Origin of the sequence: Streptomyces sp. NPDC002265, assembly GCF_040296125.1 — a bacterium.
In the GTDB taxonomy this organism is placed as follows: Bacteria; Actinomycetota; Actinomycetes; order Streptomycetales; family Streptomycetaceae; genus Streptomyces.
In genome coordinates this window covers 1-23,046 of the sequence record NZ_JBEOWS010000136.1, presented here as the reverse complement: position 1 = coordinate 23,046, position 23,046 = coordinate 1, and the positions used below count along the sequence as shown (strand labels likewise).

The 23,046-nt window shown below is 72.4% G+C and carries 18 protein-coding genes; 7 read left to right on the top strand and 11 right to left on the bottom strand.

The genetic code is table 11. The annotated features are described in order from the left end of the window. Positions 1-520 precede the first annotated feature (520 nt). Positions 521-841, top strand: coding sequence for a hypothetical protein (locus ABT085_RS23400; RefSeq protein ID WP_351611133.1), 321 nt, complete (start codon positions 521-523; stop codon positions 839-841). A gap of 98 nt (positions 842-939) precedes the next feature. On the opposite strand, the gene ABT085_RS23395 is transcribed toward ABT085_RS23400, so the two are convergent. Next, positions 940-1,641: a DUF899 domain-containing protein gene (locus ABT085_RS23395; RefSeq protein WP_351611130.1), complete on the bottom strand. Its 702-nt coding sequence runs from the start codon at positions 1,639-1,641 to the stop codon at positions 940-942. A 210-nt stretch (positions 1,642-1,851) separates the two neighbouring features. Here ABT085_RS23395 and ABT085_RS23390 point away from each other — a divergent pair, with 210 nt between their 5' ends. Further along, positions 1,852-4,161, top strand: a complete 2,310-nt coding sequence (locus ABT085_RS23390; RefSeq protein WP_351611128.1) for an FUSC family protein — start codon at positions 1,852-1,854, stop codon at positions 4,159-4,161. Positions 4,162-4,176: 15 nt separating this feature from the next. Here ABT085_RS23390 and ABT085_RS23385 read toward each other — a convergent pair whose 3' ends face one another. From ABT085_RS23385 to ABT085_RS23355, 7 genes are all read right to left on the bottom strand, one after another. Further along, positions 4,177-4,719: a GNAT family N-acetyltransferase gene (locus ABT085_RS23385; protein ID WP_351611125.1), complete on the bottom strand. Its 543-nt coding sequence runs from the start codon at positions 4,717-4,719 to the stop codon at positions 4,177-4,179. Between the two features lie 122 nt (positions 4,720-4,841). Next, complete coding sequence (locus ABT085_RS23380) at positions 4,842-5,399, bottom strand: dihydrofolate reductase family protein (RefSeq protein WP_351611122.1); 558 nt, start codon at positions 5,397-5,399, stop codon at positions 4,842-4,844. A gap of 57 nt (positions 5,400-5,456) precedes the next feature. Beyond that, the gene (locus ABT085_RS23375; protein WP_502982785.1) at positions 5,457-6,395 is read right to left on the bottom strand and encodes a sigma-70 family RNA polymerase sigma factor; all 939 of its coding nucleotides are present in this window, start codon (positions 6,393-6,395) and stop codon (positions 5,457-5,459) included. 107 nt (positions 6,396-6,502) lie between these two features. Then, on the bottom strand, positions 6,503-8,344 hold the full coding sequence (locus tag ABT085_RS23370) for a LamG-like jellyroll fold domain-containing protein (protein ID WP_351611140.1): 1,842 nt from the start codon (positions 8,342-8,344) through the stop codon (positions 6,503-6,505). Positions 8,345-8,677: 333 nt separating this feature from the next. Next, positions 8,678-9,295, bottom strand: coding sequence for a TOPRIM nucleotidyl transferase/hydrolase domain-containing protein (locus ABT085_RS23365; protein ID WP_351611116.1), 618 nt, complete (start codon positions 9,293-9,295; stop codon positions 8,678-8,680). Positions 9,296-9,367: 72 nt separating this feature from the next. Further along, entirely contained in the window at positions 9,368-10,081 is a 714-nt protein-coding gene (locus ABT085_RS23360) for a class F sortase (RefSeq protein ID WP_351611114.1), read from the bottom strand. A gap of 52 nt (positions 10,082-10,133) precedes the next feature. Continuing rightward, the gene (locus tag ABT085_RS23355) at positions 10,134-10,625 is read right to left on the bottom strand and encodes a sortase (protein ID WP_351611111.1); all 492 of its coding nucleotides are present in this window, start codon (positions 10,623-10,625) and stop codon (positions 10,134-10,136) included. Positions 10,626-10,988: 363 nt separating this feature from the next. On the opposite strand from ABT085_RS23355, the gene ABT085_RS23350 reads away from it, so the two are divergent. The 3 genes from ABT085_RS23350 (at position 10,989) to icmF (ending at position 15,337) form a co-directional block, all read left to right on the top strand. Next, positions 10,989-11,303 carry an ArsR/SmtB family transcription factor gene (locus ABT085_RS23350; RefSeq protein ID WP_351611108.1) on the top strand — a complete coding sequence of 105 codons (315 nt, stop codon included), beginning with the start codon at positions 10,989-10,991 and terminating at the stop codon, positions 11,301-11,303. After that, positions 11,300-11,710: an SRPBCC family protein gene (locus tag ABT085_RS23345; protein WP_351611105.1), complete on the top strand. Its 411-nt coding sequence runs from the start codon at positions 11,300-11,302 to the stop codon at positions 11,708-11,710. The genes ABT085_RS23350 and ABT085_RS23345 overlap by 4 nt, the downstream gene beginning before the upstream one ends. Before the next feature lie 381 nt (positions 11,711-12,091). After that, complete coding sequence (gene icmF, locus ABT085_RS23340) at positions 12,092-15,337, top strand: fused isobutyryl-CoA mutase/GTPase IcmF (protein WP_351611102.1); 3,246 nt, start codon at positions 12,092-12,094, stop codon at positions 15,335-15,337. Between the two features lie 98 nt (positions 15,338-15,435). On the opposite strand, the gene ABT085_RS23335 is transcribed toward icmF, so the two are convergent. Beyond that, complete coding sequence (locus ABT085_RS23335; protein WP_351611099.1) at positions 15,436-17,298, bottom strand: glycoside hydrolase family 76 protein; 1,863 nt, start codon at positions 17,296-17,298, stop codon at positions 15,436-15,438. 248 nt (positions 17,299-17,546) lie between these two features. Between ABT085_RS23335 and ABT085_RS23330 the strand changes: the two genes are divergently transcribed. Then, entirely contained in the window at positions 17,547-18,905 is a 1,359-nt protein-coding gene (locus tag ABT085_RS23330; protein ID WP_351611097.1) for an SMI1/KNR4 family protein, read from the top strand. A 77-nt stretch (positions 18,906-18,982) separates the two neighbouring features. Beyond that, the gene (locus ABT085_RS23325; RefSeq protein ID WP_351611095.1) at positions 18,983-20,344 is read left to right on the top strand and encodes a hypothetical protein; all 1,362 of its coding nucleotides are present in this window, start codon (positions 18,983-18,985) and stop codon (positions 20,342-20,344) included. A gap of 53 nt (positions 20,345-20,397) precedes the next feature. On the opposite strand, the gene ABT085_RS23320 is transcribed toward ABT085_RS23325, so the two are convergent. Then, positions 20,398-22,074, bottom strand: a complete 1,677-nt coding sequence (locus ABT085_RS23320; RefSeq protein WP_502982784.1) for a sensor histidine kinase — start codon at positions 22,072-22,074, stop codon at positions 20,398-20,400. Further along, entirely contained in the window at positions 22,071-22,733 is a 663-nt protein-coding gene (locus ABT085_RS23315) for a response regulator transcription factor (RefSeq protein WP_351611092.1), read from the bottom strand. Before ABT085_RS23315 ends, ABT085_RS23320 begins: the two co-directional genes overlap by 4 nt. Positions 22,734-23,046: the final 313 nt, after the last annotated feature.

Here is a 23,046-nt window from a genome sequence, read left to right as displayed (position 1 = left end):
ACCCGCCGCTCTTCCTATCTGTCGCGTTGGTGGTCCAAGGAAAGACGCCCCGCTTCCTGCGGGGAAATGCAGGTGCAAGGCCTGCCCGGCGCTCGATCACAGGGCCCGTCCCGCACTCGGTGCGGGACGGGCCCTGTGCGTTCCCGGCACTCCGTCGCTCCGGCACTCCGTCACTCAAGCGAAGCGGACGTATCGGTCGAAAACGGGTTAATTATTCATTCGTCGCCCAAGGTGACGATTCAGGTCAAATGGCATTAGGCTTTCTAAGTGAAAGCCGCGACGCGCGGTACGCCCGTCGAGGAGGCTTCGCCGTCACAGCGGAGCCGGCCGCAGTGTCCGTACGCGGCATCCCGGGTCCAGGCCTGGGAGTGTCGCAGGTTGGGGCGTGCCATAGGACACGGCGTGGTTAGCCAAGAGACCGCTGCAATCCTCTGCCATGTGCGGCGGCCATCCACCTTGCGTCTTCCCTGGCGGGGGCGCGAGAGACGATGAGAGGTATTTTCCCATGCGATCACAACGCGTGAGGCGCGTCCTCGTGATGTCCGTTGCCGGTCTGCTCATGGCTGGTGGCGCGGCGGTAGGCGCGGCAGGCACCGCTTCGGCGAGCCCGACGCAGAGCCCGACGCAGGTCTCCAGCTACAGCAGCCACCACGGTGGCTGGGGCTGGGACAACGACTACGGATACGGCGGCTGGGGCGGCGGCTGGCGTGGCGGCTGGGGCCATGGCTACGGCGGTTACGGCGGTTACGGCGGTTACGGCGGCTACGGCGGCTATGGCGGTTACGGCGGTTACGGCGGCTATGGCGGCTACGGCGGTTACGGCGGCGGCTGGGGCTGGTGACCCTCGGACCTGCGGCTGATCCCCGTCAGGGGTGACAGATGAGGTGTGCGGCTCCCGGCTGTGCCGGCGAGCCGCACACCGTTGCCGGCAGGCCGGGCCTACGCGGTGTCAGGTCCGTAGAGCGCGGCGATGTCCTGCGAACCGGCCCACCGGCTGTAGGTGGGTGACTGCGGCCAGCCGTCGGGCGAGTCCTGCCACTCCTCCTGCCGTCCGTAGGGCAGCAGGTCGATGAGCGCGAAGGTGTGGCTGAGCTGCTCGGTGCCACGGCCGTCGGTGTGCCAGGTGCGGTAGACGGTGTCGCCGTCGCGCAGGAACACGTTGACGGCGAAGCCTCCTGCGGGCGGTGCGCCCACGTCGGTGCCGAACGTGCTGTTCGCGGTGGAGTACCAGGGCATCCGGTTCCCGACCCGCCGCTTGTAGGCGAGCGCCTCCTCGATCGGACCCTGGGTCACGATGACGAAGCGGGCGTCGTAGGCGTCCAGGAACTCCAGCCGGGTGAACTGTGCGGTGAACCCCGTACAGCCCGGGCACTGCCACTGCTTGTCGGCGAACCACATGTGGTTGTAGACGATCAGCTGGCTCCTGCCGTCGAACACGTCGGCCAGCCGTACCGGCCCGTCCGCGCCGTCCAGGGTGTAGTCGGGCATCCGTACCATGGGCAGCCGACGACGCTGGGCGGCGATCGCGTCCAGTTCCCGGGTCGCGGCCTTCTCCCGGGCACGCAGCGAATCGAGTTCGTGCTGCCAGGTGTCGGCGTCGACGACGGGCGGCAATGCGTGGGTTTGTGCGCTGGTCTCCATGATTCCTCACTGGTCGTGCGCGCTGTGGGTGGTGTGCAGAGGCAGACCCCGTCGGCGCCGTGAACTCATCGGTCCGTGCGCTCGGGCCGGGCCGGTATCGGTACCTGTGGCCGGGCCGGCGGCGGTCGTGGGTACGTCGGGGGTGGCCCGGACGCGTGCACGCTCGCGGCGGGAGGTGCCGGGCGGCCGGGGGTGCGTGATCCTGTAGGGGTGTGTGGTGCCCGTGCCGGGCGGCGCCCGGCGGCCTATGCCGCCTCGGGCCGCCGGGCGATACGCCTGACGCTCGTCGTCGCGGCCGGCTTCTACTTCTTCCGCTACGGCCTCGACCGTCCCGTCGCGGCCACCTACGCCCTGTTCTCCGTCGTGGCGCTGGGCGGACTCGCCAGGATCCCCGGTACCGGGCGGCAGCGGGCCGCGGTGGTCGTGGCCCTGCTGCCCGTGTGCTGGCTGCTGGTGATCATCGGCACCTGCCTCTCGGTACGGACCTGGAGTGCCGTCGTCGGCATGCTGGTGGTCGGCTTCGCACTGGCGTTCGCCGCCGTGGGCGGACCGCGCCCGGCCGGTGCGGCACCGGGCCTGCAACTGCTCTACATCCTGCCGTCCTTCCCCCCGTACGACCCCGGATCACTCGGCGATCGGCTGATCGGGACGACGACGGGACTGGTCCTGTTCGCCGTCGCCGAGGCGCTGATCCTGCCCGGCCCCACCCCGCCGCCGTACCGGGAGCGGGCCGCCCCGGCGGCCGACACCGCCGCGCGCTGGGCGGCACGTGTGGCGGCTGCGCCGTACACCCTGACTGCTGCGGATGTCCGGGCGGCCGGTGAGGCCGGCCAGGCCCTGCGGGCCGGGACGGTGCCGGAGGCGGAACGCCCGGCCGGGCCGGGCCTGCACGACCGCGCCCTCGCCCACACCGGTCTGGCGACCCGTGCGCTGCTCAACCGGCTGGCGCAGTTGCCCGCCGCGCCGGGCGGCGTCCCGGGACCCGAGGACTCGGCCGTGCTGAGCGTGGTGGCGCGGCTGGCCACGCAGAGCGCGGGCTGCCTGCGCGCGGGACCGTCGCCCGTGACGGCGTACGAGGAACTGGCCGCGGCCCGCGCCCGGCTCTCGGCCTCGTCCGCGGGCCCCGCCGATGACGCTGCTGGTGCCGGTGCCGGTGCCGGTGCTGGTGCCGGTGCCGGTGCTGGTGCTGGTGCTGGTGCCGGTGGCGCGGCCTGCGGTGCGGATGCCGCTGGGGGCGGCTGCGGGCCTGCCGACGGGGCCGGTCCCGGGCCGGCCTTCCCGCCCGCCGTACTGCGCCGGCATGCCGCCGTGCTGGAGGTCGCCGACGCCGCGCTGGCCATGGGCACGGCCGCCGATCTCGCGGCACACGGGCGCCGGGCCTCGGTGAAGGTGGCGCCGGGGCGCTTCTGGTACGCCGGGACCTGGCCCCCGCTGCTGTGGTGGCACCGGCTGCACGGCCACGCCGGACGCCGGTCGGTGCTCTTCCAGAACTCCTGGCGCATTGCCCTGGCCCTGACCGCGGCCCGGTTCGTGGCCGGCGTCGACACCCTGCCCCACGGCTTCTGGGCCATGCTGGCGACGCTCACCCTCACCCGGACCACCCTGGACGAGACCTGGCACACCATCCGCCGGGCCCTCGCCGGCACCCTCGCCGGGGCGCTGGTGGCCGCGGCCCTGCTCACCCTGGCCGGAACCGACACGGTGGTGTACGTCGTGGTGCTGCCGGTGTGGATGCTGTTCGGCTTCACCGTGGGGCCGGTCAAAGGGATCGGCTGGGCCCAGGGCCTGTTCACCGTGCTCGTGGCCCTGATCTTCGCCCAGCTGGCACCGGCGACATGGCAGCTGGCGGAGGTCCGGGTGCTGGACGTCCTGGTGGGCAGCGCGATCGGCGCGGTCTTCGGTCTGCTCGCCTGGCCCCGCGGGGCCCACGACGAGCTGCGGTTCGCGGCGGCGAGTCTCCTGCGCAGGGCGGCGGAGATCGTGGTGGCGACCAGTGCCTCGGTGGCGCAGGGCGGGGCCGCCGGGGCCCCGCCGGGGGCGCCCTGCCACGGTTCGCTGCGGCACGCGGTCGTCCTCGCGGAGTCCGCCTACGCGCAGTTCCAGAGCGAGCCGACACCGTTCGGCGGCGGGCGGCGCGCGGTGGCGATGCCCGAGGTCGACTGGCAGGCGACGCTGATGGCCGGGCACCACACGCTGTGGGGGTCCGAGCGGCTGTCACAGGTGGCGCACCCCCGGCTCGGCGCGGCGGCGGCCGGGTCGCTCGACGGCCTGGGCGACCGGGTGGCCGGTCGGATGCTCCAGGTCTCGGCGGCGTTGGACCCCGGCGGTGACACCCCGACGGCACCCCTGCCGTTCATCGACCTGGCTTCCCCCGCGTTCGCCGCGGAGCCGCCGGGCGCGCCGAGGCTCTACTACGCCACCGTGTCGTGGCTGGAGTCGCTGACCCGCGACCTGGCCCGGATCGCGCACAGCGCCCCCGGGCCGGGCCGCGACAGGCCGGACGAGGGGACGTGGGAGTAGTGCCGCGGCACCAGGTCAGGGGCGGTTCAGACCCCACGTCTGGAGGGCGAAGGGCCGCCCCTTCTCCTCCCCCTTGATCAACGGCACGTCGAGCAGTCCGAAGCCCGTTCTCGTGGCCACGGCGACACTGGCGGTGTTCTCCGCCTCCACCTCCAGGATCACCTGCTGCGCGCCCAGCTCTTCGAAGGCGTACGCGGCCATCACCCGTACTGCTCGCGCGGCCAGCCCCTGGCCCCGGTGGGCCGGGCCGACCGCGTAGCCGATCTCCGTGCCCTCCGGGGCGCGCCGCAGCATCACCTCGCCGAGCGGCGCGCCGCCGTCGAGCGTGATGGCGAGCAGCATGACCGAGCCCTCCGCCCGCATCCGCCGGTCCCGGTCCAGCCGTGCGCGAGCCGCGGCTTCGTCGAAGGGGGAGACGAGCGGCGTCCAGTACGCGATGTCCGGGTGGTCGAACAGAGCGGGCATCGCGGCCACGTCCGCCTCCGTCCAGTCGCGCAGGACGAGACCCTCTCCGGTGAGCTCGATCCGGGTGGGAAAGGGTGACGCGGGGCTGCTCATGACGGGGGGACCTTTCTGGCCTGGTGAGGACGAGGCAGGATATCCGGCGACGGTCGTCGTACGATCCGATTTTCACGCGGGCCCCGTCCTGCGAGGTCACGACGACGACCTCGCGGGGGCCGTCACCGAGAAGGCCTCCGATGACGGGTGAGGACGGCGGCGCCGATCTGCTCCGCGGCCAGGCACCGCAGTTCCGTGTGCGGGGTCCCCTCCGGGAACAGGCGGTGGCCGGTTCCCATGACGGTCGGGAAGGTCAGCAGCCGGTACTCGTCGACGAGGTTCTCGGCCATCAGCTGCCTTACGACGCCCAGGCTGCCGGTGACGACCACGTCGCGCCGCTCGCGCTTGACTGCGTCCAGGAGGTCGCCGGTGAGAATGTGTGAGCCGGCCCAGGCCGACACGTCGGTCAGGGTGCGGGTGGCGACCAGCTTCGGTACGGCGTTCATGCGCCGGGAGAACGGGTCGTCGCGGTTCGGCCACAGCCGGGAGAACAGCTGCCAGGTCCTGCGTCCGAGCAGCAGGACCCCGTCGTCCAGGGTGCTCCCGAGCCGGAACTTGTCCCCGGCGACCGCTTCCGGACCGTGCCGGAAGGCCCAGCCGCCCAGCGGTGTGCCGGCCGACCCGTCCGGGTCGGAGACGATCCCGTCCAGGGTGATGAACTCGATGACGACGACGCTCATGGCGAGGTTCCCTTCGGTTGAGTGCTCACCGGTACATACCGGCGGCACCGCCCCGACTCATCGCTCCCGGCGGGACGTGTCGGCGGAGATCCCGGACGGCAGGCCGAAGGCGGCGAGGACACGCGGATCGGCGAACACGACGTTGTGCGCGACGCGCCCGCCGATGACGGTGAAGACCTGGATCGTGTGCAGCAGGTGACCGCCGCCGGGCCGCGGTGCGTACGCGGCGAGCGCGGGCTGTCCGTTGGCGGTGAGTTCCCGCGTGCGCCAGCCCGGTCCGCGCATCCGGAACACGCGGTCCATGAACAGGCCGTACGCCCGGCTGCCGCGGTACCACAGCGCGACCGGCGGCATCTCCAGGACCACGTCGTCGGCCAGCAGCCGCACCAGCGCGGGCACGTCGGCCGCCTCGAAGGCCTGCATGTACTTCCGGACCGCCGCGCGTGCCGGGCCGTCGCCGGGCTCGGGCAGCCTGCCGGGGTCGGCCGCGTCGGCGAGGGTGGCGCGGGCGCGCTGCAGCGCGCTGTTGACCGCCGCGACCGTGGTCCCCAGCTGCCCGGCGACCTCGGCGGCCGAGAACTCCAGCACCTCGCGCAGCACGAGCACGGCGCGCTGGCGCGCGGGCAGGCACTGCACGGCCGCCACCCAGGCGAGCCGCAGGTCGGCCCGTACGTCCACGTCGAACCGTGGGTCGGGGAACGGCTCCAGCCAGGGCACGTCGGGCGCCGGTGTCAGTGGTGCCCCCGGATCGTCGCTCGGTGCACCCAGCCCGGACGGCAGCGGGCGCCGCCCGCGTCCCTCCAGTGCGGTCAGGCACACGTTGGTGGCGATCCGGTACAGCCACGTCCGGGCCGAGGCACGTGCCGGGTCGTACCGGTCGCGGGCCTTCCAGGCGCGCAGCAGGGTCTCCTGCACCAGGTCCTCGGCCTCGTGGAACGAACCGAGCATGCGATAGCAGAACGTCAGCAACTCGCCCCGGTACGGCTCGTAGTCCATCCGGGCATCATGCCGCACGGGGGCGGCGGGGGAGAGGGACCGGGTGCCCGGTCGCGACGGACGCGTCCGTCACGCCTTTCCCGGGCATCCGGTCCCCGGACGCCGTACTACTTGCCGGACAGCATGAAGTCGGCCGGGGCGAGGGCGCGGTCGATGATGCGGGTGTCCCCGATCCAGCCGTAGAAGCCCTGGCCGAACGCCTCGGCGAACTGGGTGCCGCCGATGACGAAGGGCTTGCCCAGCGTCTCGATGCCCGTGGCCGGCTGGGACGGGTTACGGGCGATCCTGGAGCCGTCCACGTACATGACGGTGCGGCGGCCGTCGTTCACCACGGCGATATGGGTCCACCGCCCGACGGGGATGGCGTGGCTCCACGTGGTCGGGTCGGCGTCCTGGACGTCCGGGTAGAGCACGAACTGGAGGAACCGTTCCGGTGTGACGTCGAGGCTGCACGTCGGCTCCTCGGTGGACCAGCCGGTGGTCTTGCCCGCGTCCCCGTTGCGGCCCTCCCAGCTGAGGATGCCCATCCAGGCGTGGTCGCCCTCGAACGGGTCGGGGAGCTTGACGAAGGTCTCGATCGTGAATCCCGCGCGGAACTTCAGGCTGTTGAGCGGTGCGCCGGCTCTGGTGCTGAGGATCGCGCCGCGGTCGGGGTTCTTCCCGCCGCCGAAGCGCAGGCTGGCGTGGGCGGGCTGCTGGGTGTGATGGTCGGCGGACCAGGTCAGTACGTCGGCCGCGCTGTCGTGCAGCAGGCTCACCGCCAGGTCGTTGCCGTTGCCGGTGAGGTCACGGGCCACGGTCCCCGCGGGCAGCGTCGCACCGGGACGGCCGGCGGCGGGCAGGCCGTCGGGGTCGAAGCGCCAGTAGGCGACCGTCCCGCGGGGCATGACGCGCTGCGCGGGACGGGGCTTCGGCGGGGTGACCGGCGCGAAGCCCGCGAAGCGGCTCGCGAAGTCGATGTCGAGGGTGAACCGGTCCACCGGGCCGGTCAGTTCGATGGTCTCCTGCTCCAGCGGCGTCCGGTCCTGCGGTGCCTTGCCGAGGAACCAGGGAGAGAACGTCTGCACGTCGACGACGTTGCGCACCGTGTCGAAGCCGTAGAGCCGGATCATGCCGCCGCCACCGTAGTAGCGGTCCTGGTAGTTGGTGATGTGGACGTGCACGTCCCGGCCGGCGTCGTTGGTGAGCACCGTGCGCCCCGGAGGCCAGTAGTGGCCGCCCAGCGCGAGGAAGATCTGGTCGTTGCCGCGGATGATCCTGTCCCACAGCCGTTGTCCGTTGTCGGACAGGTGTGCCTGGCCGTCGTCCTCGGCCCAGGCGATGTCGTGCGTGGTCAGGACGGCGGGCAGGGTGGGGTGCTTGTCCAGGACACCCTGCGCCCACGCCAGCCCCTTGTCCGAGGCGCGCCAGTCGAGGGCCAGGACCAGCCAGTCGCGGCCCGCCGCCCGAAGGACGTGGTAGCTGTTGTAGCCGTCGGGGGAGGCACCGCCGAAGGTCGGCATGCCCGCGAACCGGCGGGGACCGAAGGCCTGCAGATAGGCGGTGTCGCCGCGCTGGTCGTCCGTACCGGACGAGATGTCGTGGTTGCCCGCCAGCACGCTGTAGGGCACCTTCCCGTGGATGGTCCGGAAGGTGTCGGCGGCGAGGTCGATCTCCTGCTTGGTGCCGTGTTCGGTGACGTCCCCGAGGTGGGTCATGAACGCTATGTTGGCCTCGGCGCGCTCGGACGCCAGATAGTGGAACGTCGCCCTCAGGGGCTGCGGGTCGGCGCTGTCGGCGTCGAAGAGGTACTGGGTGTCGGGCAGCACCGCCAGGGCGAAGCGGGGACTCTCCTCGTCGAAGCGGTGCTCGCGGGACGCGGGTGCGGATGCCGTCGCGCCGGCCGCCTCGGTGCCGAGCAGCGATGTGGCGGCCCCGACCGCGGGGACGGCGACCGCCGCCCGCAGCATCGTACGGCGCCCTGGTCCTGCGTCGGTGGGCTTGCTCACTGCGATCTCCTTGCGCTCGATACGCTCCTTCGTCGGCGTTGATCGTGCGCGGTGGCGGCAAGCATTCGGCGACGCCGGTCTGAATGCGCGGCACATGGAACAGGTCTGAACCACTACCCGGGGTCGTGGACCGCCGGTGTGCGGCTCCGCCGGCCGTACGCCGACGCTTGGCGAGGTGTCGGACGGCGTCGTCGGAGACCGGGATCGAGATCGGGACCGGAACCGGGACCGGTCGGCTCGTGCGTTGTGTGCATACGGCCGGCCGCGTCTGGACGGCCCGCAGCGGTCAACGGGTCACAGGCTCGCGAGGAGGTCGTCGAGCGGGGCCGGTACCTGTCCGGGGGCGAGCGCCTCGACCAGCAGGCGGCCGTAGCGGATCTTGCGCCCCTTCTTCGTGCCGAGGAAACGCCGCAACTGACCGTGCGGGGGCCGTCCGTGGTGCGCGGGCTGGTGCCGGAAGGTCTGCCAGGCCCGCAGGTCGCCCTCGGCGCGGACGATCTCCTCGACCCGCGCTGTGCCCAGCGCGCGGATCAGCTCGTCCTCCAGGTCGCTCACGCACACGAAGAAGGCCGCGTGCGGTGCCCCCGCCCGCTCCAGGCCGCGCTGGTAGAAGCGCTGCTCGCCCACGTCGCACAGTCCGGTCAGCCGCAGGCCGAGGCCGGGCGGCCCGAGGAGAGCCGCATAGCGGCCGACGTTCATCGCGCCACCCATCGGCACGGCGCACACCCCCTCGGAGGCCAGGTCACGACCGCGCCGGGCGGCCAGTGCCTCCACGGCCGCGAGATCGCTCGCCCCCTCCAGCAGCACCGCCGTCCGTATCCCCAGGCGCACCGCCAGATCGGTCGCCGGACCGCCGGGGCCGCCGGTCGCCCAGCCGCCGACCGCGTTCCGGAACGCCACCATCTCCGCCATGGTGGGAGTCTGCACCTCCGGCGGCCGCACGGCACAGGAATATCCGGCGGCCCGCCGTGCGGCCCGGGCGGCTCAGCCCGGCTGTTTCGCCCCGGTGAGCGTCGCGTAGACCACGACGTTGCGCTGGTACCCGGCGCCCCTGACGTATCCGGCGCAGGTGATCAGGCGCAGTTCGGGGCGCCCGGAGCGGCCGTAGACCTTCTTGCGGGGGAATCTGTCCTTGTCGTAGACCTCGACGGCGTCGACGGTGAAGACGGCCGTGCGGTGGTCACTACGGCTGATCTCGATCGTCTCGCCCTTGGTGAGGGAGCCGAGCTCGTAGAAGACGCCGAGGTTACCGCCGGGCATGTCCACATGACCCACGGTCAGGGCCGTGCCCTGCGAACCCGGTGCCGTGCCCTCGCTGTACCAGCCGACGAGGCGGGGGTTGTCGGCCGGCGGCGGCCGCAGCGTCCCGGACTTGTCGAGGTGCAGCTTGGTCATGGGGGCGTCCACATGGATCGCGGGGACGCGGATCCGGACGGGCTGCGCGCGGGGCAGCGGCGGCACGGCGGGGGCTGCCGGCGAGGCGGCGCCGCCTGCCTCGGGCGGGGCGAAGGCCTGCGCGGGGGACGGCTCCGGCGGTTGCTGCCCGTTGTTCAGGGCGCCGAAGACCAGCACACTGCCTGTGACCAACGCCAGGGCCAGATACTTGGCCGGGGGGACGAACGGGCGCGGGCGAGCGCAGGTCCTGCGCCGGGGTCCCGCCCCCGTTCGGTGTTCCGACTGCGACTGGATGGGGTTCATTCCCGCGGTCCTCGGGATGCGGTGCCGGGGCGATGCGGCGGGAGCGGGGCGGTCAGGCGCGGGCGCCGTGCGTACGGCGGCGCATCCTGACCACGTACCCGGCGCCGGCCGTCGCGATCAGCGCACCGCCCATGGCCAGCTGCGCACGGGTGTCCTGGACGTCTCCGAAGCCGGCCGCGACGGCGCCGTTCGGCTCCTCGCCGCCGATCTCGTACGTATCCGTGATCATGGTCCGTGGCGGGCACTTCACGGTGACGGTGTCGGCGCCGAGGTCCTGCCCGTCGGGGATCGTGAACTCGCCGGTGAGTTCGCCCGCGCGGTCGCCCTCGAAGAGCTGGAACGGTCCGGCCGCCGACGACTCGCCCTTGGCGAAGGTCTCGCCCGGCGCGCAGCCCGTGGCGGTGACGGTGACGGTGGAACCCGGGGAGGCGTCGCCCGGGTCGATGCGGAGATGGGAGTTGCCCGAGTCGGCGAAGGCCGGGCTCGTCAGCGCCAGGACACCGAGGAGCAGGCCGATACCGATGCCAACGGGGTTGTGTCGCATGAGAATCCTCCAGAAACGCAAGGGTCGGCCTGACTGTGCGGCGCCCCTGTGGGGCTCTACGGACGAGGAAATCGACACGCCGTCAGCCCCGCAACAGCAGCTGTCGGCGCGCGCGTCGCCCGGACAGGCGAAGCAGCGGCGCTCGTTGATCCGTTTACGCAGGTCGCCGGAGCGCGGTCGGACGCGGCGCGGGTTCGCCCGCAGTGCGGCGGATGGGCTAACGGCCTGCGTCGCCGTCCGGGCCCCGGCGCCCGGCTGTGGGTGTGCGCCCTCGTCCCGCGCCCCACGGCGCTTGCCGCCGTACGGGGCACGCTGCCGAGGTCGGCTTTGACGCGTCGGAGATTTCCGACGTAACGTTGTGGCATGCCGACCGACGTGTTCGCCGTCCTGGCCAATCCGGTGCGCCGCAGGCTGCTCGAAAGGCTGCGTGAAGGGCCGTGCTCCGCCAGTGAGCTGGCCGGGATGTTCGAGCTCGGAAGGCCCGCGGTCTCCGAGCACCTCGCGGTGCTGCGTGGCGCAGGGCTGGTGCGTGAGGAGCCGCGCGGCCGGCACCGCTTCTACCACCTCCAGGCGGACCGGCTGGCCGAGGTGGGCGAGTGGCTGCACCCGTTTGAACTCTATTGGCAGCAGCGCCTGGAGGCGCTCGCCGATCTTCTGGACGAGGAAGACGACACATGACCGAGAACGACACGATCACCTGCGAGAAGTTCCTGCCCCACCCCCCGGCGAAGGTATGGCGGGCCCTGACCGACCCCGAGCTGCACGCCCGCTGGTGGGCGGCCGGTGACGTCAAGCCCGTCGTCGGGCATCGCTTCACCCTCGACATGGGCAACTTCGGTCTCCAGCCCTGCGAGGTGACCGAAGTGGACGAGCAGCGGCTGCTGGCCTACCGGTTCGCCGAAGGCGTGCTCGACACCACCGTCACCTGGGAGCTGCGGCCGGAGGGCGAGGGCACCCGGCTGGTCCTCACCCATGCGGGCTTCGACCTCGACTCCCCGATGGGCCGGCAGGCGTACGAGGGGATGGGCAAGGGCTGGCCTCACGTCCTGACCCGTCTCGACACCGTCCTGGGCGAGACCGCCTGACGCGGGGTCGCGCCGGGCGCCGCCGGGCGTGTGACGTCCATCGGCCGACGGCCGTCCGGGCGTGTCCGGGGCGATGGCGGGCCCGGCACCGCTAGCTTGGTGATCCAGGCCCTGCCGAACCGTGTACCTGACCAGCGCGGTGCGGGAGGGCCTGCTTCCGTCTGCCCGCTGCCTGCCGTTCGCCGAGGCGGTGCCCCTTCTGTGGTGATGTGGGTCACAGGGGCCTGGCCACCCTTGCCCGCGGACCGCGATGGGCATTTACTTGGAAGTCCTAGTAGTTATACGTACGGTGATTCTTGGCCTACTCGTGTGTCCGTGTGCCCGCGCGGTCCCGGGACGCCGCACCCAGGCGTTGCAGTTTCCTCAGGAGGGCATATGTCCATGGCCGAGCCGGTCCGGCCCGAGCTGTACCGGGCCAAGCACCCTGTCCGCTTCGTCACCGCGTCGGCGCTGTTCGACGGCCATGACGCGGCCATCAACATCATGCGGCGGATCCTCCAGGCCCAGGGTGCCGAGGTGATCCACCTGGGGCACAACCGGTCCGTGCAGGACGTGGTGGACGCGGCTCTGGAGGAGGACGCGCACGGCGTGGCCGTCTCCTCCTACCAGGGCGGCCACATCGAGTACTTCGAGTATCTGGTGAAGCGCCTGGGCGAGGCGGGCGCGGGCCATGTGCGGGTGTTCGGCGGCGGCGGAGGCGTCATCGTCCCCGAGGAGATCGCCCGGCTCGCCCGGTCCGGCGTCCGGATCTTCTCCCCGGAGGACGGACAGCGCCTCGGACTCACCGGGATGATCAACTCGATCATCGAGGAGTGCGACACCGCGCTGTGGCGCCAGGCGCCGAGCGAGCTGTCCGCCGTGCTGGCCGGTGACCGCCACGCGCTGGCCCGCCTGATCAGCGGCCTGGAGGCCGGATACGTTCCGGAGGCGGACCTGGCGGTGCTGCGCGAGGCCGCGGCGGCGCGCAGCGTGCCGGTCCTGGGCATCACCGGTACCGGCGGCTCGGGCAAGTCCTCGCTGACCGACGAACTGGTCCGCAGGCTGCGCACCGACCAGCACGACCGGCTCCGGGTGGCGGTGCTGGCGGTGGACCCGACCCGCCGGCGCGGCGGCGGCGCCCTGCTGGGCGACCGGATCCGGATGAACAGCCTGGACGGCGACCGGATCTACTTCCGGTCCCTGGCCACCCGCGGTGTCCGCGAGGTCCCGGAGGCGCTGTCGGACGTCATCGGCGCGTGCAAGGCGGCCGGGTACGACCTGGTGATCGTGGAGACGCCGGGCATCGGACAGGGCGACGCGGCGATCGTTCCGTACGTCGACGTCTCGCTGTACGTCATGACGCCCGAGTTCGGTGCCGCCTCCCAGCTCGAGAAGATCGACATGCTGGACTTCGCCGACGTGGTCGCCATCAACAAGTTCGAGCGGCGCGGCGCGGCCGACGCCCTGCGTGACGTCGGCCGTCAACTGGTGCGCAACCGCGAGGCGTTCGGGTCCCGCCCCGAGGACATGCCGGTCTTCGGCACCAGCGCCGCCACGTTCAACGACGACGGTGTGACCGCCCTCTACCAGCGGCTCCGGGACCTGCTGGCCGACCGCGGCCTCGCGACGGCCGACGGCGCGCTGCCCGCGGTGACGGTACGTCACTCCAGCGGCGCGGCGCAGATCGTACCGGCGAGCCGTGTGCGCTACCTGGCCGAGACGGCCGAGACCGTGCGCCGCTATCACGCCGAGACGCAGAGCTGGGCGGAGCAGGCGCGTCGCGTCCAGCAACTCGACTCGGTGTGCGCGCAGTTGGGCGAGGCCGGGCTGCCGGTGGCGGACGTGCAGGGGCTGCTGGAGCAGGCCCGGCACGGCCTGGCGCCCCAGGCGCGGACGCTGCTGGAGCAGTGGCCGGCGACCAAGGAGGCATACTCCGGCGACGAACTGGTGGTCAGCGTGCGCGGCCGCGAGCTGCGCACCGAGCTGACCCGCGAGTCGCTGTCCGGGAGCCGGGTCCGCCGGGTGGCGCTGCCGCGCTACTCCGACGCCGGGGACCTGCTGGGCTTCCTGCGCCGGGAGAACCTGCCCGGGTACTTCCCGTTCACCGCCGGTGTCTTCCCGTTCAAGCGCGAGGGCGAGGACCCGGCCCGGATGTTCGCGGGCGAGGGCGACCCGCAGCGCACCAACCGGCGCTTCCACTACCTCTCCAAGGACAGCCGGGCGACCCGGCTGTCCACCGCCTTCGACTCGGTGACGCTGTACGGCCGGGACCCGGGCGAGCGGCCCGACGTCTACGGCAAGGTCGGCACCTCCGGGGTGTCGGTGGCCACCCTGGAGGACATGAAGGCCCTCTACGCGGGATTCGACCTGGTCGCGCCCACCACCTCGGTGTCCATGACCATCAACGGTCCGGCCCCGACCATCCTGGCCTTCTTCCTCAACACCGCGATCGACCAGCAACTGGACGCGTTCCGGGCCGAGCAGGGCCGCGAGCCGTCCGAGCAGGAGGCGTCCGAGGTCAGGGCGCGCACCCTGGCGACCGTGCGCGGCACCGTCCAGGCGGACATCCTCAAGGAGGACCAGGGCCAGAACACCTGTCTGTTCTCCACCGAGTTCAGCCTGCGGATGATGGCCGACATCCAGGAGTGGTTCATCCAGAACCAGGTGCGCAACTTCTACTCGGTGTCCATCTCCGGCTACCACATCGCCGAGGCCGGGGCGAACCCCATCAGCCAGCTGGCCTTCACCCTGGCCAACGGCTTCACCTACGTCGAGTCCTACCTGGCCCGGGGCATGGACATCGACGACTTCGCCCCCAACCTGTCCTTCTTCTTCTCCAACGGCATGGACCCGGAGTACTCGGTCCTGGGCCGGGTGGCACGCCGGATCTGGGCGGTCGCGATGCGCGAGCGCTACGGCGCGAACGAGCGCAGCCAGAAGCTCAAGTACCACGTCCAGACCTCGGGCCGCTCACTGCACGCCCAGGAGATGGACTTCAACGACATCCGCACCACGCTCCAGGCGCTCATCGCCATCTACGACAACTGCAACAGCCTGCACACCAACGCCTACGACGAGGCGGTGACCACCCCGTCCGAGGACTCGGTCCGGCGCGCGCTGGCCATCCAGCTCATCATCAACCGGGAGTGGGGGCTCGCCATGAACGAGAACCCGCTCCAGGGCTCGTTCGTCATCGACGAGCTCACGGACCTGGTCGAGGCGGCGGTCCTCGCCGAGTTCGAGCGGATCAGCGAACGCGGCGGCGTGCTCGGCGCGATGGAGACCGGCTACCAGCGCGGCCGCATCCAGGACGAGTCCATGCTCTACGAGCAGCGCAAGCACGACGGCACGCTGCCCGTCATCGGCGTCAACACCTTCCGCAACCCGCGCGCCGCCGACGAGAGCGCCACCACGGTCGAACTCGCCAGGGCCACGGAGGCGGAGAAGCAGTCCCAGCTGGAGCGCGTCGTCGACTTCCAGGACCGGCACCACGACCCGGCGCAGGCCGTTATAGCCGCGCTCAAGGAGGCGGCCACCAGCGGGCGCAACGTGTTCGAGGTCCTCATGGACGCCGCCCGCGTGTGCTCGCTCCAGCAGGTCACCGAGGCCTTCTTCGAGGTCGGCGGCCAGTACCGGCGCAACGTCTGACCCACTGCCGCCGACGGCCGTCCCGCACCGTGCGGGGCGGCCGTCGGCGCCGTGCTGCCCCGAGGTGCGCGCGTGGGCGCCGCCGCCTGGACCGGCCGTCAGCCCGCCGCGGCGGTGAGTGCCGCGAGAGCGCCGGCCTGGGTACGCCAGTCGGTCTGGTCGGGGGGAGCGCCGGCCCAGCGTTCACCGAGTGCGTTGAGGGCACTGCGGTCCTGGGCCCACAGCGTGTCCGCCTGCCTCTGGACGTAACTCCGGTAGGCGGCGGAGCCGGTGACCCGCGCGAGGTCGGCGAAATTGCGCATGAAGACGCCCTTGAACTGCTTCTGGTTGTCGTCGCAGGACGCCGTGCCGAGGTCGCAGGACTCGGTCAGCACCCCGTCGCGGGTCAGCGCCGGGCTGCTCAAAGCGGCGTCGGCCAGGGTCCGCGCGGTGGTCAGCAGCGAATCGTCCCCGGTCGTCCGCCACAGCTCGGTGAACGCGCCGATGGCCAGTCCCTGGTTGTAACTCCACACGGTGCCCCCGTTGTTGGCGCAGGACACGGTCAGTCCGTCGTTCACCAGCCCCGAGGAGCCGATCAGCCCGCTGGACCGGTACCAGGCGGCGGCGGTCCTGGCCCGCTGCAGCCATACCGTGTCGCCGGGCAGGCGCTGGTGCAGCGCGGTGGTCAGCCAGAGGTACTGGCCGTTCGTCACCGCGTTCTTGTAGGTGCGTTCCCGGTCCCACCACACACCGCCGCCGCACGTGCCGGGGTCCCAGTACTGCTGGACGTAGCCCGTGATGGTGACGGCCTCGTCGAGGTAGTGGGAGTCGCCGGTGTAGTCGTACGCGTCGATCCAGGCGATGGCCCACCAGGCCGAGTCGTCGACGGAACGGCTGATGAAGTGGCCCTCGATCGCGTCCGAACTGCGCACGCCGGCGGCGAAGACGCCCTTGTTCTGCGCGTAGGTGCGCGCCACGGCCCAGTCGTAGTCGTGGGTGCCGGTGGTCCTGGCGAAGTCGACGAGGGCGGTGAGGGTGGCGGCGGAGTTCCACCAACTGCTCGGCCACCAGCCGTTGTAGGGGTCGTACGCGGACATCAGCGCGTCGGCGGCGGCGCGGGGCCTGGACGGCGCGGGCCTGGCCCACGTGGTGCAGCTGCCCTCCTGGTGCCCGGCCGCACGGCCGCAGGCGCGGACCGCACCGCCGTACAGGAGGCCGCGCGGGTCGCGGGTGGCGTACATGACCGTACGGGTGCCGGTCGCGCCGCCCGGGACGGCGGTGCGGCCGAGCGAGGAGCCGTCCGGCCAGGTCGATCCGCCGTCCCAGGAACGGTCCAGCCAGATCTCGTCGCCGCCGGCCCCTGATTCGATGCTCGCCCAGGACATGGCGTTCTTCTGGTCGAAGTGCAGCCGGATGGTGCGGCCGTAGAGCGTGGTGGACGGCACCGGCTGGTCGTCGCCCGCCGCCCGGGCGGCGTCGGTACGGTCGCAGAGCGCGTCGCAGACGGTGGGCCAGACCCAGTCGGTGCAGCCGACGGCGGCGGCGTCGCCGCAGGCCCGGACCAGTCCGCGGCGGTGGCCGCGCGGGTCGGTGATGTTGTACATCAGGGTTCTGGTGCCGGTCCAGGTCCCCGGTATCGAGGCCTTGCCGAGCAGCCCTTCCCAGGTGGCGCCGCCGTCCCAGGAGCGGTCCAGCCAGACCGAGTCGCCGGTCACGCCGTCGTCGATGCTGGCCCACGCCATGTCGTCCGCGTCGGAGACGTGCAGTTCCAGGCGGCGGCCGTTGAGGTTCTTGTCCGGCACCGGGAAGCTCTCCTGGCGGGCCAGCGAGGGGTCCAGTGTGTCGCAGGCCAGGACGCACACCTGGGTGGCGGCGGCCGCGGGCGTGGTCGCCGGGACGAGCGCGGCACACGCGAGGACGGCCGCCACCAGGAAGGTGAGGAACCGTGATCCGACAACGATGTCGGCGCTGCGCAAGGACACCGGAACTCGCCTCGATTCCACGCTGGGGGATAGCGCTCGGCGGGCGTGGCCGACGGCCCTCGACGAGCCGGGCGGGGGCCGATCCTGGTCCGTACCTGCCTTCCTGGCAGTGAACCGACGTGGCGGGTCCCTGTCAATTGTCTCAACAGGCTTCTGTGACACCGCAGTTCAGGCCCAGGTTGCGGCAGGGCCGGGATGTCGATCCGGCAGCCGCTTTCGATGTCAGTGCCTCCCCGTACGGTGTGCGCATGGTTGATCGAGACATTCCGGCGCACTCGCTGAACGACTTCGCGACCTGGGCCCCCGTGCTGCGGCTGCTCCGGGACAACCACGCCGACGGGCAGGCCGCCCGCACCGGCCCCGTGGCGGGAAGCATCGGCAGGGACGGCTGGAGTCTGCCGCTGCGAGGACGGATGCCGGAGTCCGGTCGCGCCGCGGCGGAGCGGGTGCGGTCGGCGCTCGCGGACACCGGTGTCGAGGAGATCGCGTTCACGGCGGACATATCGCCGAGCGGCAGGACCGAGCTCCGGCTGCTCGCGCTGAGCCCCGCCGTGGATCCCGGGATCGGCACCCCGCACCCGGGGGCGCTCCGCCTGGTCGAGGGCGCACTCCCGCAGCCGTGGCGCGTCCTGCCCGATCCGGCGCCCGGGGCGGTGCCTGCCCCCTCGGCGGACCCGGTACTGCTGGAGCGGACGCTCCGTGAGCGGCTGCCCGACGCCATCGGCGCCACGGAGGCGGAGATCGCCGCCGCGGAGTCACGTCTCGGCGTGCCGCTGCCCGAGGAGCTCAAGTCGATCTACCGGGTGACGCGGTCCCGTTGGGAGGACTGGGGCGACGACTACGAGGTCGCGACACGCTACTGGACGGCGGTCGGCTGTGAGCTCTTCGGGCTGGACGACCTCTACATCGCCGACGCGGAGTCCCGCCCGTGCCGATGGGAGTTCGCGGCGATGGAAGCGGTCGACACCGCGCCCGACGCCGCGGTGCAGGGCGTGGTCGGCTCACCCGGCTGGATCGCCTTCGGGGACAACGGCGGTGGCGACCGGCTGGCCGTCGACCTCACCCCCGGCCCGGCCGGACACCTGAGACAGGTCGTCTTCCTCAGCCACGAGGAGAACATCGGCGCCTCCCTCGTCGCGGACTCGTTGACCGACCTGGTGACGAACCGGCGCGGCCGACGCAGCAGGAGCTCGCGCGGAGAGCGGCCGTCGCCGGTGGCGCACGTCAACATCCGCCGCCTGCCCAGCATCGAGGCCGCCGCCCACCCGGGCCTGGAGGTCCTGTCCATCGGAGTGTGGGACGATCCGCCGCTCAGCCTCGTCCCGGTCGTCGGACTGCCCCGGCTGCGGACCCTCAGCGCCTACCCCGGCACGCTCGCCGACCCTCTGGAGATCGCCGGCCTCACGGAACTGGAGTTCCTCGAACTCGGCCCGGACGACTGGCGGGTCCTCCTCGACGCGGGAGCCGTCCCGCGAACCCTGTCGGCCGCAGCCGTCATCGTGCGCGGCGACCGGGACCCCCAGCCGATCGTGGCCCTGGCCAACGAGATCCTGGCCCTCTGGAACCGGCCCCCGATCATCCAGACCGTCCTCAGGGGCGAACTGTGAACACCGCGAGGGACGAGGGAGGTCCGACCGTCTGAACGGACCGGCGCGGACGCCGCCGCGACGGGCACGATAGGCGCATGACGAGCCTTCATCACCCGCAACTGTCCGGCCTGGGACGCAATCCGGCAGCCCCTGAGGACGTCCTGGTCCGCCTGGCGGCGCACAAGGCCGGCCGGCACGGGCTGTCACTCCGTCGCGGTCGGCTGGCGGACGCCATCGCCGAGGCCATGCTGGCGCACGGCGACGACAGCACCGCCGTGCGACTGCACGGGGACCGGATCTCCCCGGCGATACGTCGAAGAATCGCCGAGCATCCCGTTCCGGCGATCCGTGACGCGTTCGCGAACTTCGTCCGCGAAACGGTGGACTGCGGGGCGGGGCTCCCCATCGCTGCGCTGGAGGAGGGGTACGGCCGAGCACGTACAGCCCTCGTCGACGCGCCGAACGCGAAGCTGCGCGCCGCCGTCGCGCAGGCCTGGTACGACCGGCCTCTCGCCGTGCAGGTGAGACTGCTGGCCGACCCGGACCCCGCGGTGCGCGCGGCCGCCACCTTTCACCGGCAGCCGGGTGTCCCGCCGGAATGGCGGGACCGGTGCCTCGCCGACCCGGCCGTGCGCGCCAACGTGGCGAGCTACGTCCCGCTCACCTCGGACCAGTTCGCACAGCTCATGCGGTGCGAGGACGAGCGGGTCCATCAGGCCGTAGCCGGAAACCCGCATCTGACGGCGGAGATGGTCGCCCGGTTCCTGGACGTCGAGGACCCACAGGTGCGGGTCGAGATGGCGCAGAGCCGTCACGTCGACGACGCGACGCGGCACCGCCTGTACGCGCTCGTGGAAGCCCAACGCGCGGCGGGCAGCATCAAGGCCGAAGTCGCTCTGCACTGGCACTCCTCCGAGCCGCAGTGGCTGCGCGAAGCGCCCCTGGACGAGCGGATCGCCTATCTGGACTCGCCGTTCACGATCTTTCGGTATGTCCTGGCCACCTGTCGTGATCTGCCGGAAGAGGCATGGCGGCGGCTGGACGCCGACCCGGAACTCAGGGTCCGCCGGGCCGCCGCCCGGCGGCCTGACACACCGCCGGAGGTGCTGGAACGGCTGGTCCGCGCCCACGGCGACGTCTTCCATGTCCGGCCGCTCCTCGTCGACCATCCCAACTTCCCCCGTCACGCGCTGCGCACGTTCGTCGACGAGCCGAGCCCGGAGGTACGGTACGTCGCCCTGCAGAACCCGGAACTGCCCGTGGCGGCCCTTCGGCGACTCGCCGAGGCTGCCGAGTCCCTCCTGCGCCGCGGCGTGGCCCGGCACCCCAATGTGACGGACGCCCTGCTGGAGCGGCTGCTGTCGGACCCGGACCCCGAGGTCGTCGACGACGCCGCCGCCAACTCCGCCCTGCCGTCGGCCCGGATGCACGGCATCCTCACCGCTGCCGGTCTGTGACGCGTGAGGAGGCCGACCACGGTCGCGCTGCGCCGTGCCGGACGTCGGCCGGGTCAGGAGTCCTGGGCGTGCTGTGCAGTCGTGTGCGCGGGGGTGGAGGCCGTGGGCAGGGTCAGTTCGAAGAGTGCGCCGCCGGAGGGTGACTCGGTCGCGGTGAGGGTGCCGCCGTGGCGGCGTGCCACGTCGCGGGCGATGGCCAGGCCCAGGCCCGCGCCGCCGTCGTCGCGGGCGCGCGCGTCGTCCAGTCGTACGAACCGCTCGAAGATCCGCTCGCGTTCGGCGGCCGGTACGCCGCCGCCGTCGTCCGCGACCGTGAGGACGATCCGGTCGTCCCGGGCCGTCACGCGCACGACGACCTCGGTGCGCGCGTGCCGCTGGGCGTTGTCCAGGAGGTTGCCGATCACCCGGGCCAACTGACCGCGCGAGCCCGTCACCCGGCCTTCCCCGTCGACGTGGAGGGAGACCGGGATGCGGTCGGCGGGGCGGCGCCCCAGCTCCTCGCGGACCAGCTCGCCCAGGTCGGCCCGGCCCTGCCCCGGCCGCTCACCGGCGTCGAGCCGGGCGAGCAGCAGCAGATCGGCCGCGAGGTGCTGCAACCGCTCGGTGTCCTTGACCGCGCCGGGCACGTCCAGCAACTGCGGGTGCGCCGAGCCGACTTCGAGCTGCGTGCGCAGCGACGCGATGGGGCTGCGCAGTTCGTGGGAGGCGTCGGCGACGAAGCGGCGCTGCCGGTCGACGGCGGCCTCCAGCGCGGTGAGCGTCTCGTTGGTGGTGCGGGCCAGCCGGGCCACCTCGTCGTGCGAGGCGGGTTCCGGTACGCGCCGGGAGAGGTCCTCGGAGGCGGTGATCGCCGCCATCTCCTGCCGGATGCCCTCCACGGGGGCCAGCGCGCGCCGGGTCACCAGCCAGGTCACGCCGCCGACGACCAGCAGCACCAGCGGCAGTCCCGCCAGCATCGCCACCGCGGCGCTGCGAACGGCGCTCTCGCGGGCCGCCAGTGAGGCGCCGGCGTGGACGAGCACCGTCCGGCCGCCGAGATCCGTGGCCTTGACGGTGGCGAACCGGTACGGAGCGCTGCGCCCGTCGACCACCGCGCGCCCGGAGCCCTCCTGGACGGTGTCGCCGATGGTCCCGATGGCCGGGTCGTTCGCCTGGGCCGTCGGGACGGCGTCGGCGCCGTGGTCGTCCGTACCGTGGTCGTCCGAGCCGTGGCTGCCCGAACTGCTGTCGTCCGAGCCGCTGTCGCCGTCGCTGCCGCGATCCTTGTCCCGGCCGCGGCGGCCGCCGTGGTCGTCGGCCGCCCCGGCGCCCGGCAGGGTGGCCGCGGCCGGGGTCGGCGTCGGGGGAGCGGAGGGGGAGGGCGATGGGGAGGAAGCCGTGGGGGAGGGGGCGGCCGGCGGCACGCGTACGGCCGTCACGCCGGTGCCGCTGATGCTCTCCAGCCCGCCGCCGACGGCCAGCAGCCGGCCGCTCTCGTCCGTCACCTGCACCGGGATTCCCTCCCGCGCACCCTCCGGCAGCGTCAGCCGGGCGTCACCCCCGCGCCAGGTGGCGACCCCGAGGGCGATCCTGCGGGCCGTGTCGTTGGCCTCGCTCTGCGCCTGCTCGGTGAGGTTCATGTGGAGCGACATCAGCACCGCGATCCCGGCGGCCACCAGTGCGACCGTCATCACGGCGGTGGCCCACAGCACCATCGTGGCCTTCACGGAACCGAACAGCCGCCGCTTCACGAGGCCGCCATCCGGTAGCCGGCGCCGCGCACGGTCTGGATGGTGTCGGTGCCGAGCTTGCGGCGCAGCGTGCTGACGTACACCTCGACTATGTTCGGGTCGCCGTCGTAGGCGAAGTCCCAGACGTGCTCCAGGATCTCGGGCTTGCCGACCACCTGTCCGGCCCGGGTCGCGAGCTGTTCCAGCACGGCGAACTCCTTCGCGGTGAGCGTCACTTCCGTCTCGTCCCGGCAGACGCGGCGGGCCGCCGTGTCGACGACGAGACTGCCGACGCGCAGGACCGGCGACGCGCCGGCGGAGCCGCGGCGGCGCAGCAGCGCCTTCACCCGTGCCACCAGCACGACATAGGAGAACGGTTTCGTCAGGTAGTCGTCGGCGCCGGTGTCCAGGCCCTCCGCCTCGTCGTACTCGCCGTCCTTGGCCGTGAGCATCAGGATCGGCACGTCGTGGCCCGCCGCGCGCAGGGCCGCGCAGACGCGGTAGCCGTTGAGGCCCGGCAGCATGATGTCGAGCACCACCAGATCGTGGACGCCCTCGGCAGCCAGCCGCAGGCCCTCGTTCCCGTCGTGGACGACGTCCACGGCGAAGCCCTCGGCCCGCAGGCCCTTCGCCAGCGAGAGCGCGAGCCGCTTCTCGTCCTCCACGATCAACAGGCGCATGTCCCCAGCCTCCCAGACGGAACCTGAAGGGATCTTCAGGTGGCTTCAGGTGCCCTTCAGCTTCCCCCAGGCACATTGACGTCATCAAACAGCAGGGCACAGACAACACACAGGCCGGGCAGCCGTCCGGCCGGGGAGGCTCGACATGAAGCGCACCGCGACCATCGCCACCGCCCTCGTGACCGCCGTACTCATCGGGGGTGGCGGGTACTCAGCACTCGCCACGGGCGGCACCGACCGGCACGGGGCCGGTCCCGAGGACCGGCCGTCCGCCGCCTCGCCGGCACCCTCGGTGTCACCGTCGTCGGCCTCC

Excerpts from the sequence above, each read along its gene's own strand:
- ABT085_RS23360 (WP_351611114.1), bottom strand. The coding sequence starts at position 10,081 with ATGAACCCCATCCAGTCGCAGTCGGAACACCGAACGGGGGCGGGACCC.
- ABT085_RS23385 (WP_351611125.1), bottom strand. The coding sequence starts at position 4,719 with ATGAGCAGCCCCGCGTCACCCTTTCCCACCCGGATCGAGCTCACCGGA.
- ABT085_RS23370 (WP_351611140.1), bottom strand. The coding sequence starts at position 8,344 with ATGCTGCGGGCGGCGGTCGCCGTCCCCGCGGTCGGGGCCGCCACATCG.
- ABT085_RS23380 (WP_351611122.1), bottom strand. The coding sequence starts at position 5,399 with ATGAGCGTCGTCGTCATCGAGTTCATCACCCTGGACGGGATCGTCTCC.
- ABT085_RS23365 (WP_351611116.1), bottom strand. The coding sequence starts at position 9,295 with ATGGCGGAGATGGTGGCGTTCCGGAACGCGGTCGGCGGCTGGGCGACC.
- icmF (WP_351611102.1), top strand. The coding sequence starts at position 12,092 with ATGGCCGAGCCGGTCCGGCCCGAGCTGTACCGGGCCAAGCACCCTGTC.
- ABT085_RS23315 (WP_351611092.1), bottom strand. The coding sequence starts at position 22,733 with ATGCGCCTGTTGATCGTGGAGGACGAGAAGCGGCTCGCGCTCTCGCTG.
- ABT085_RS23330 (WP_351611097.1), top strand. The coding sequence starts at position 17,547 with ATGGTTGATCGAGACATTCCGGCGCACTCGCTGAACGACTTCGCGACC.
- ABT085_RS23345 (WP_351611105.1), top strand. The coding sequence starts at position 11,300 with ATGACCGAGAACGACACGATCACCTGCGAGAAGTTCCTGCCCCACCCC.
- ABT085_RS23350 (WP_351611108.1), top strand. The coding sequence starts at position 10,989 with ATGCCGACCGACGTGTTCGCCGTCCTGGCCAATCCGGTGCGCCGCAGG.
- ABT085_RS23355 (WP_351611111.1), bottom strand. The coding sequence starts at position 10,625 with ATGCGACACAACCCCGTTGGCATCGGTATCGGCCTGCTCCTCGGTGTC.
- ABT085_RS23325 (WP_351611095.1), top strand. The coding sequence starts at position 18,983 with ATGACGAGCCTTCATCACCCGCAACTGTCCGGCCTGGGACGCAATCCG.
- ABT085_RS23395 (WP_351611130.1), bottom strand. The coding sequence starts at position 1,641 with ATGGAGACCAGCGCACAAACCCACGCATTGCCGCCCGTCGTCGACGCC.
- ABT085_RS23375 (WP_502982785.1), bottom strand. The coding sequence starts at position 6,395 with ATGGACTACGAGCCGTACCGGGGCGAGTTGCTGACGTTCTGCTATCGC.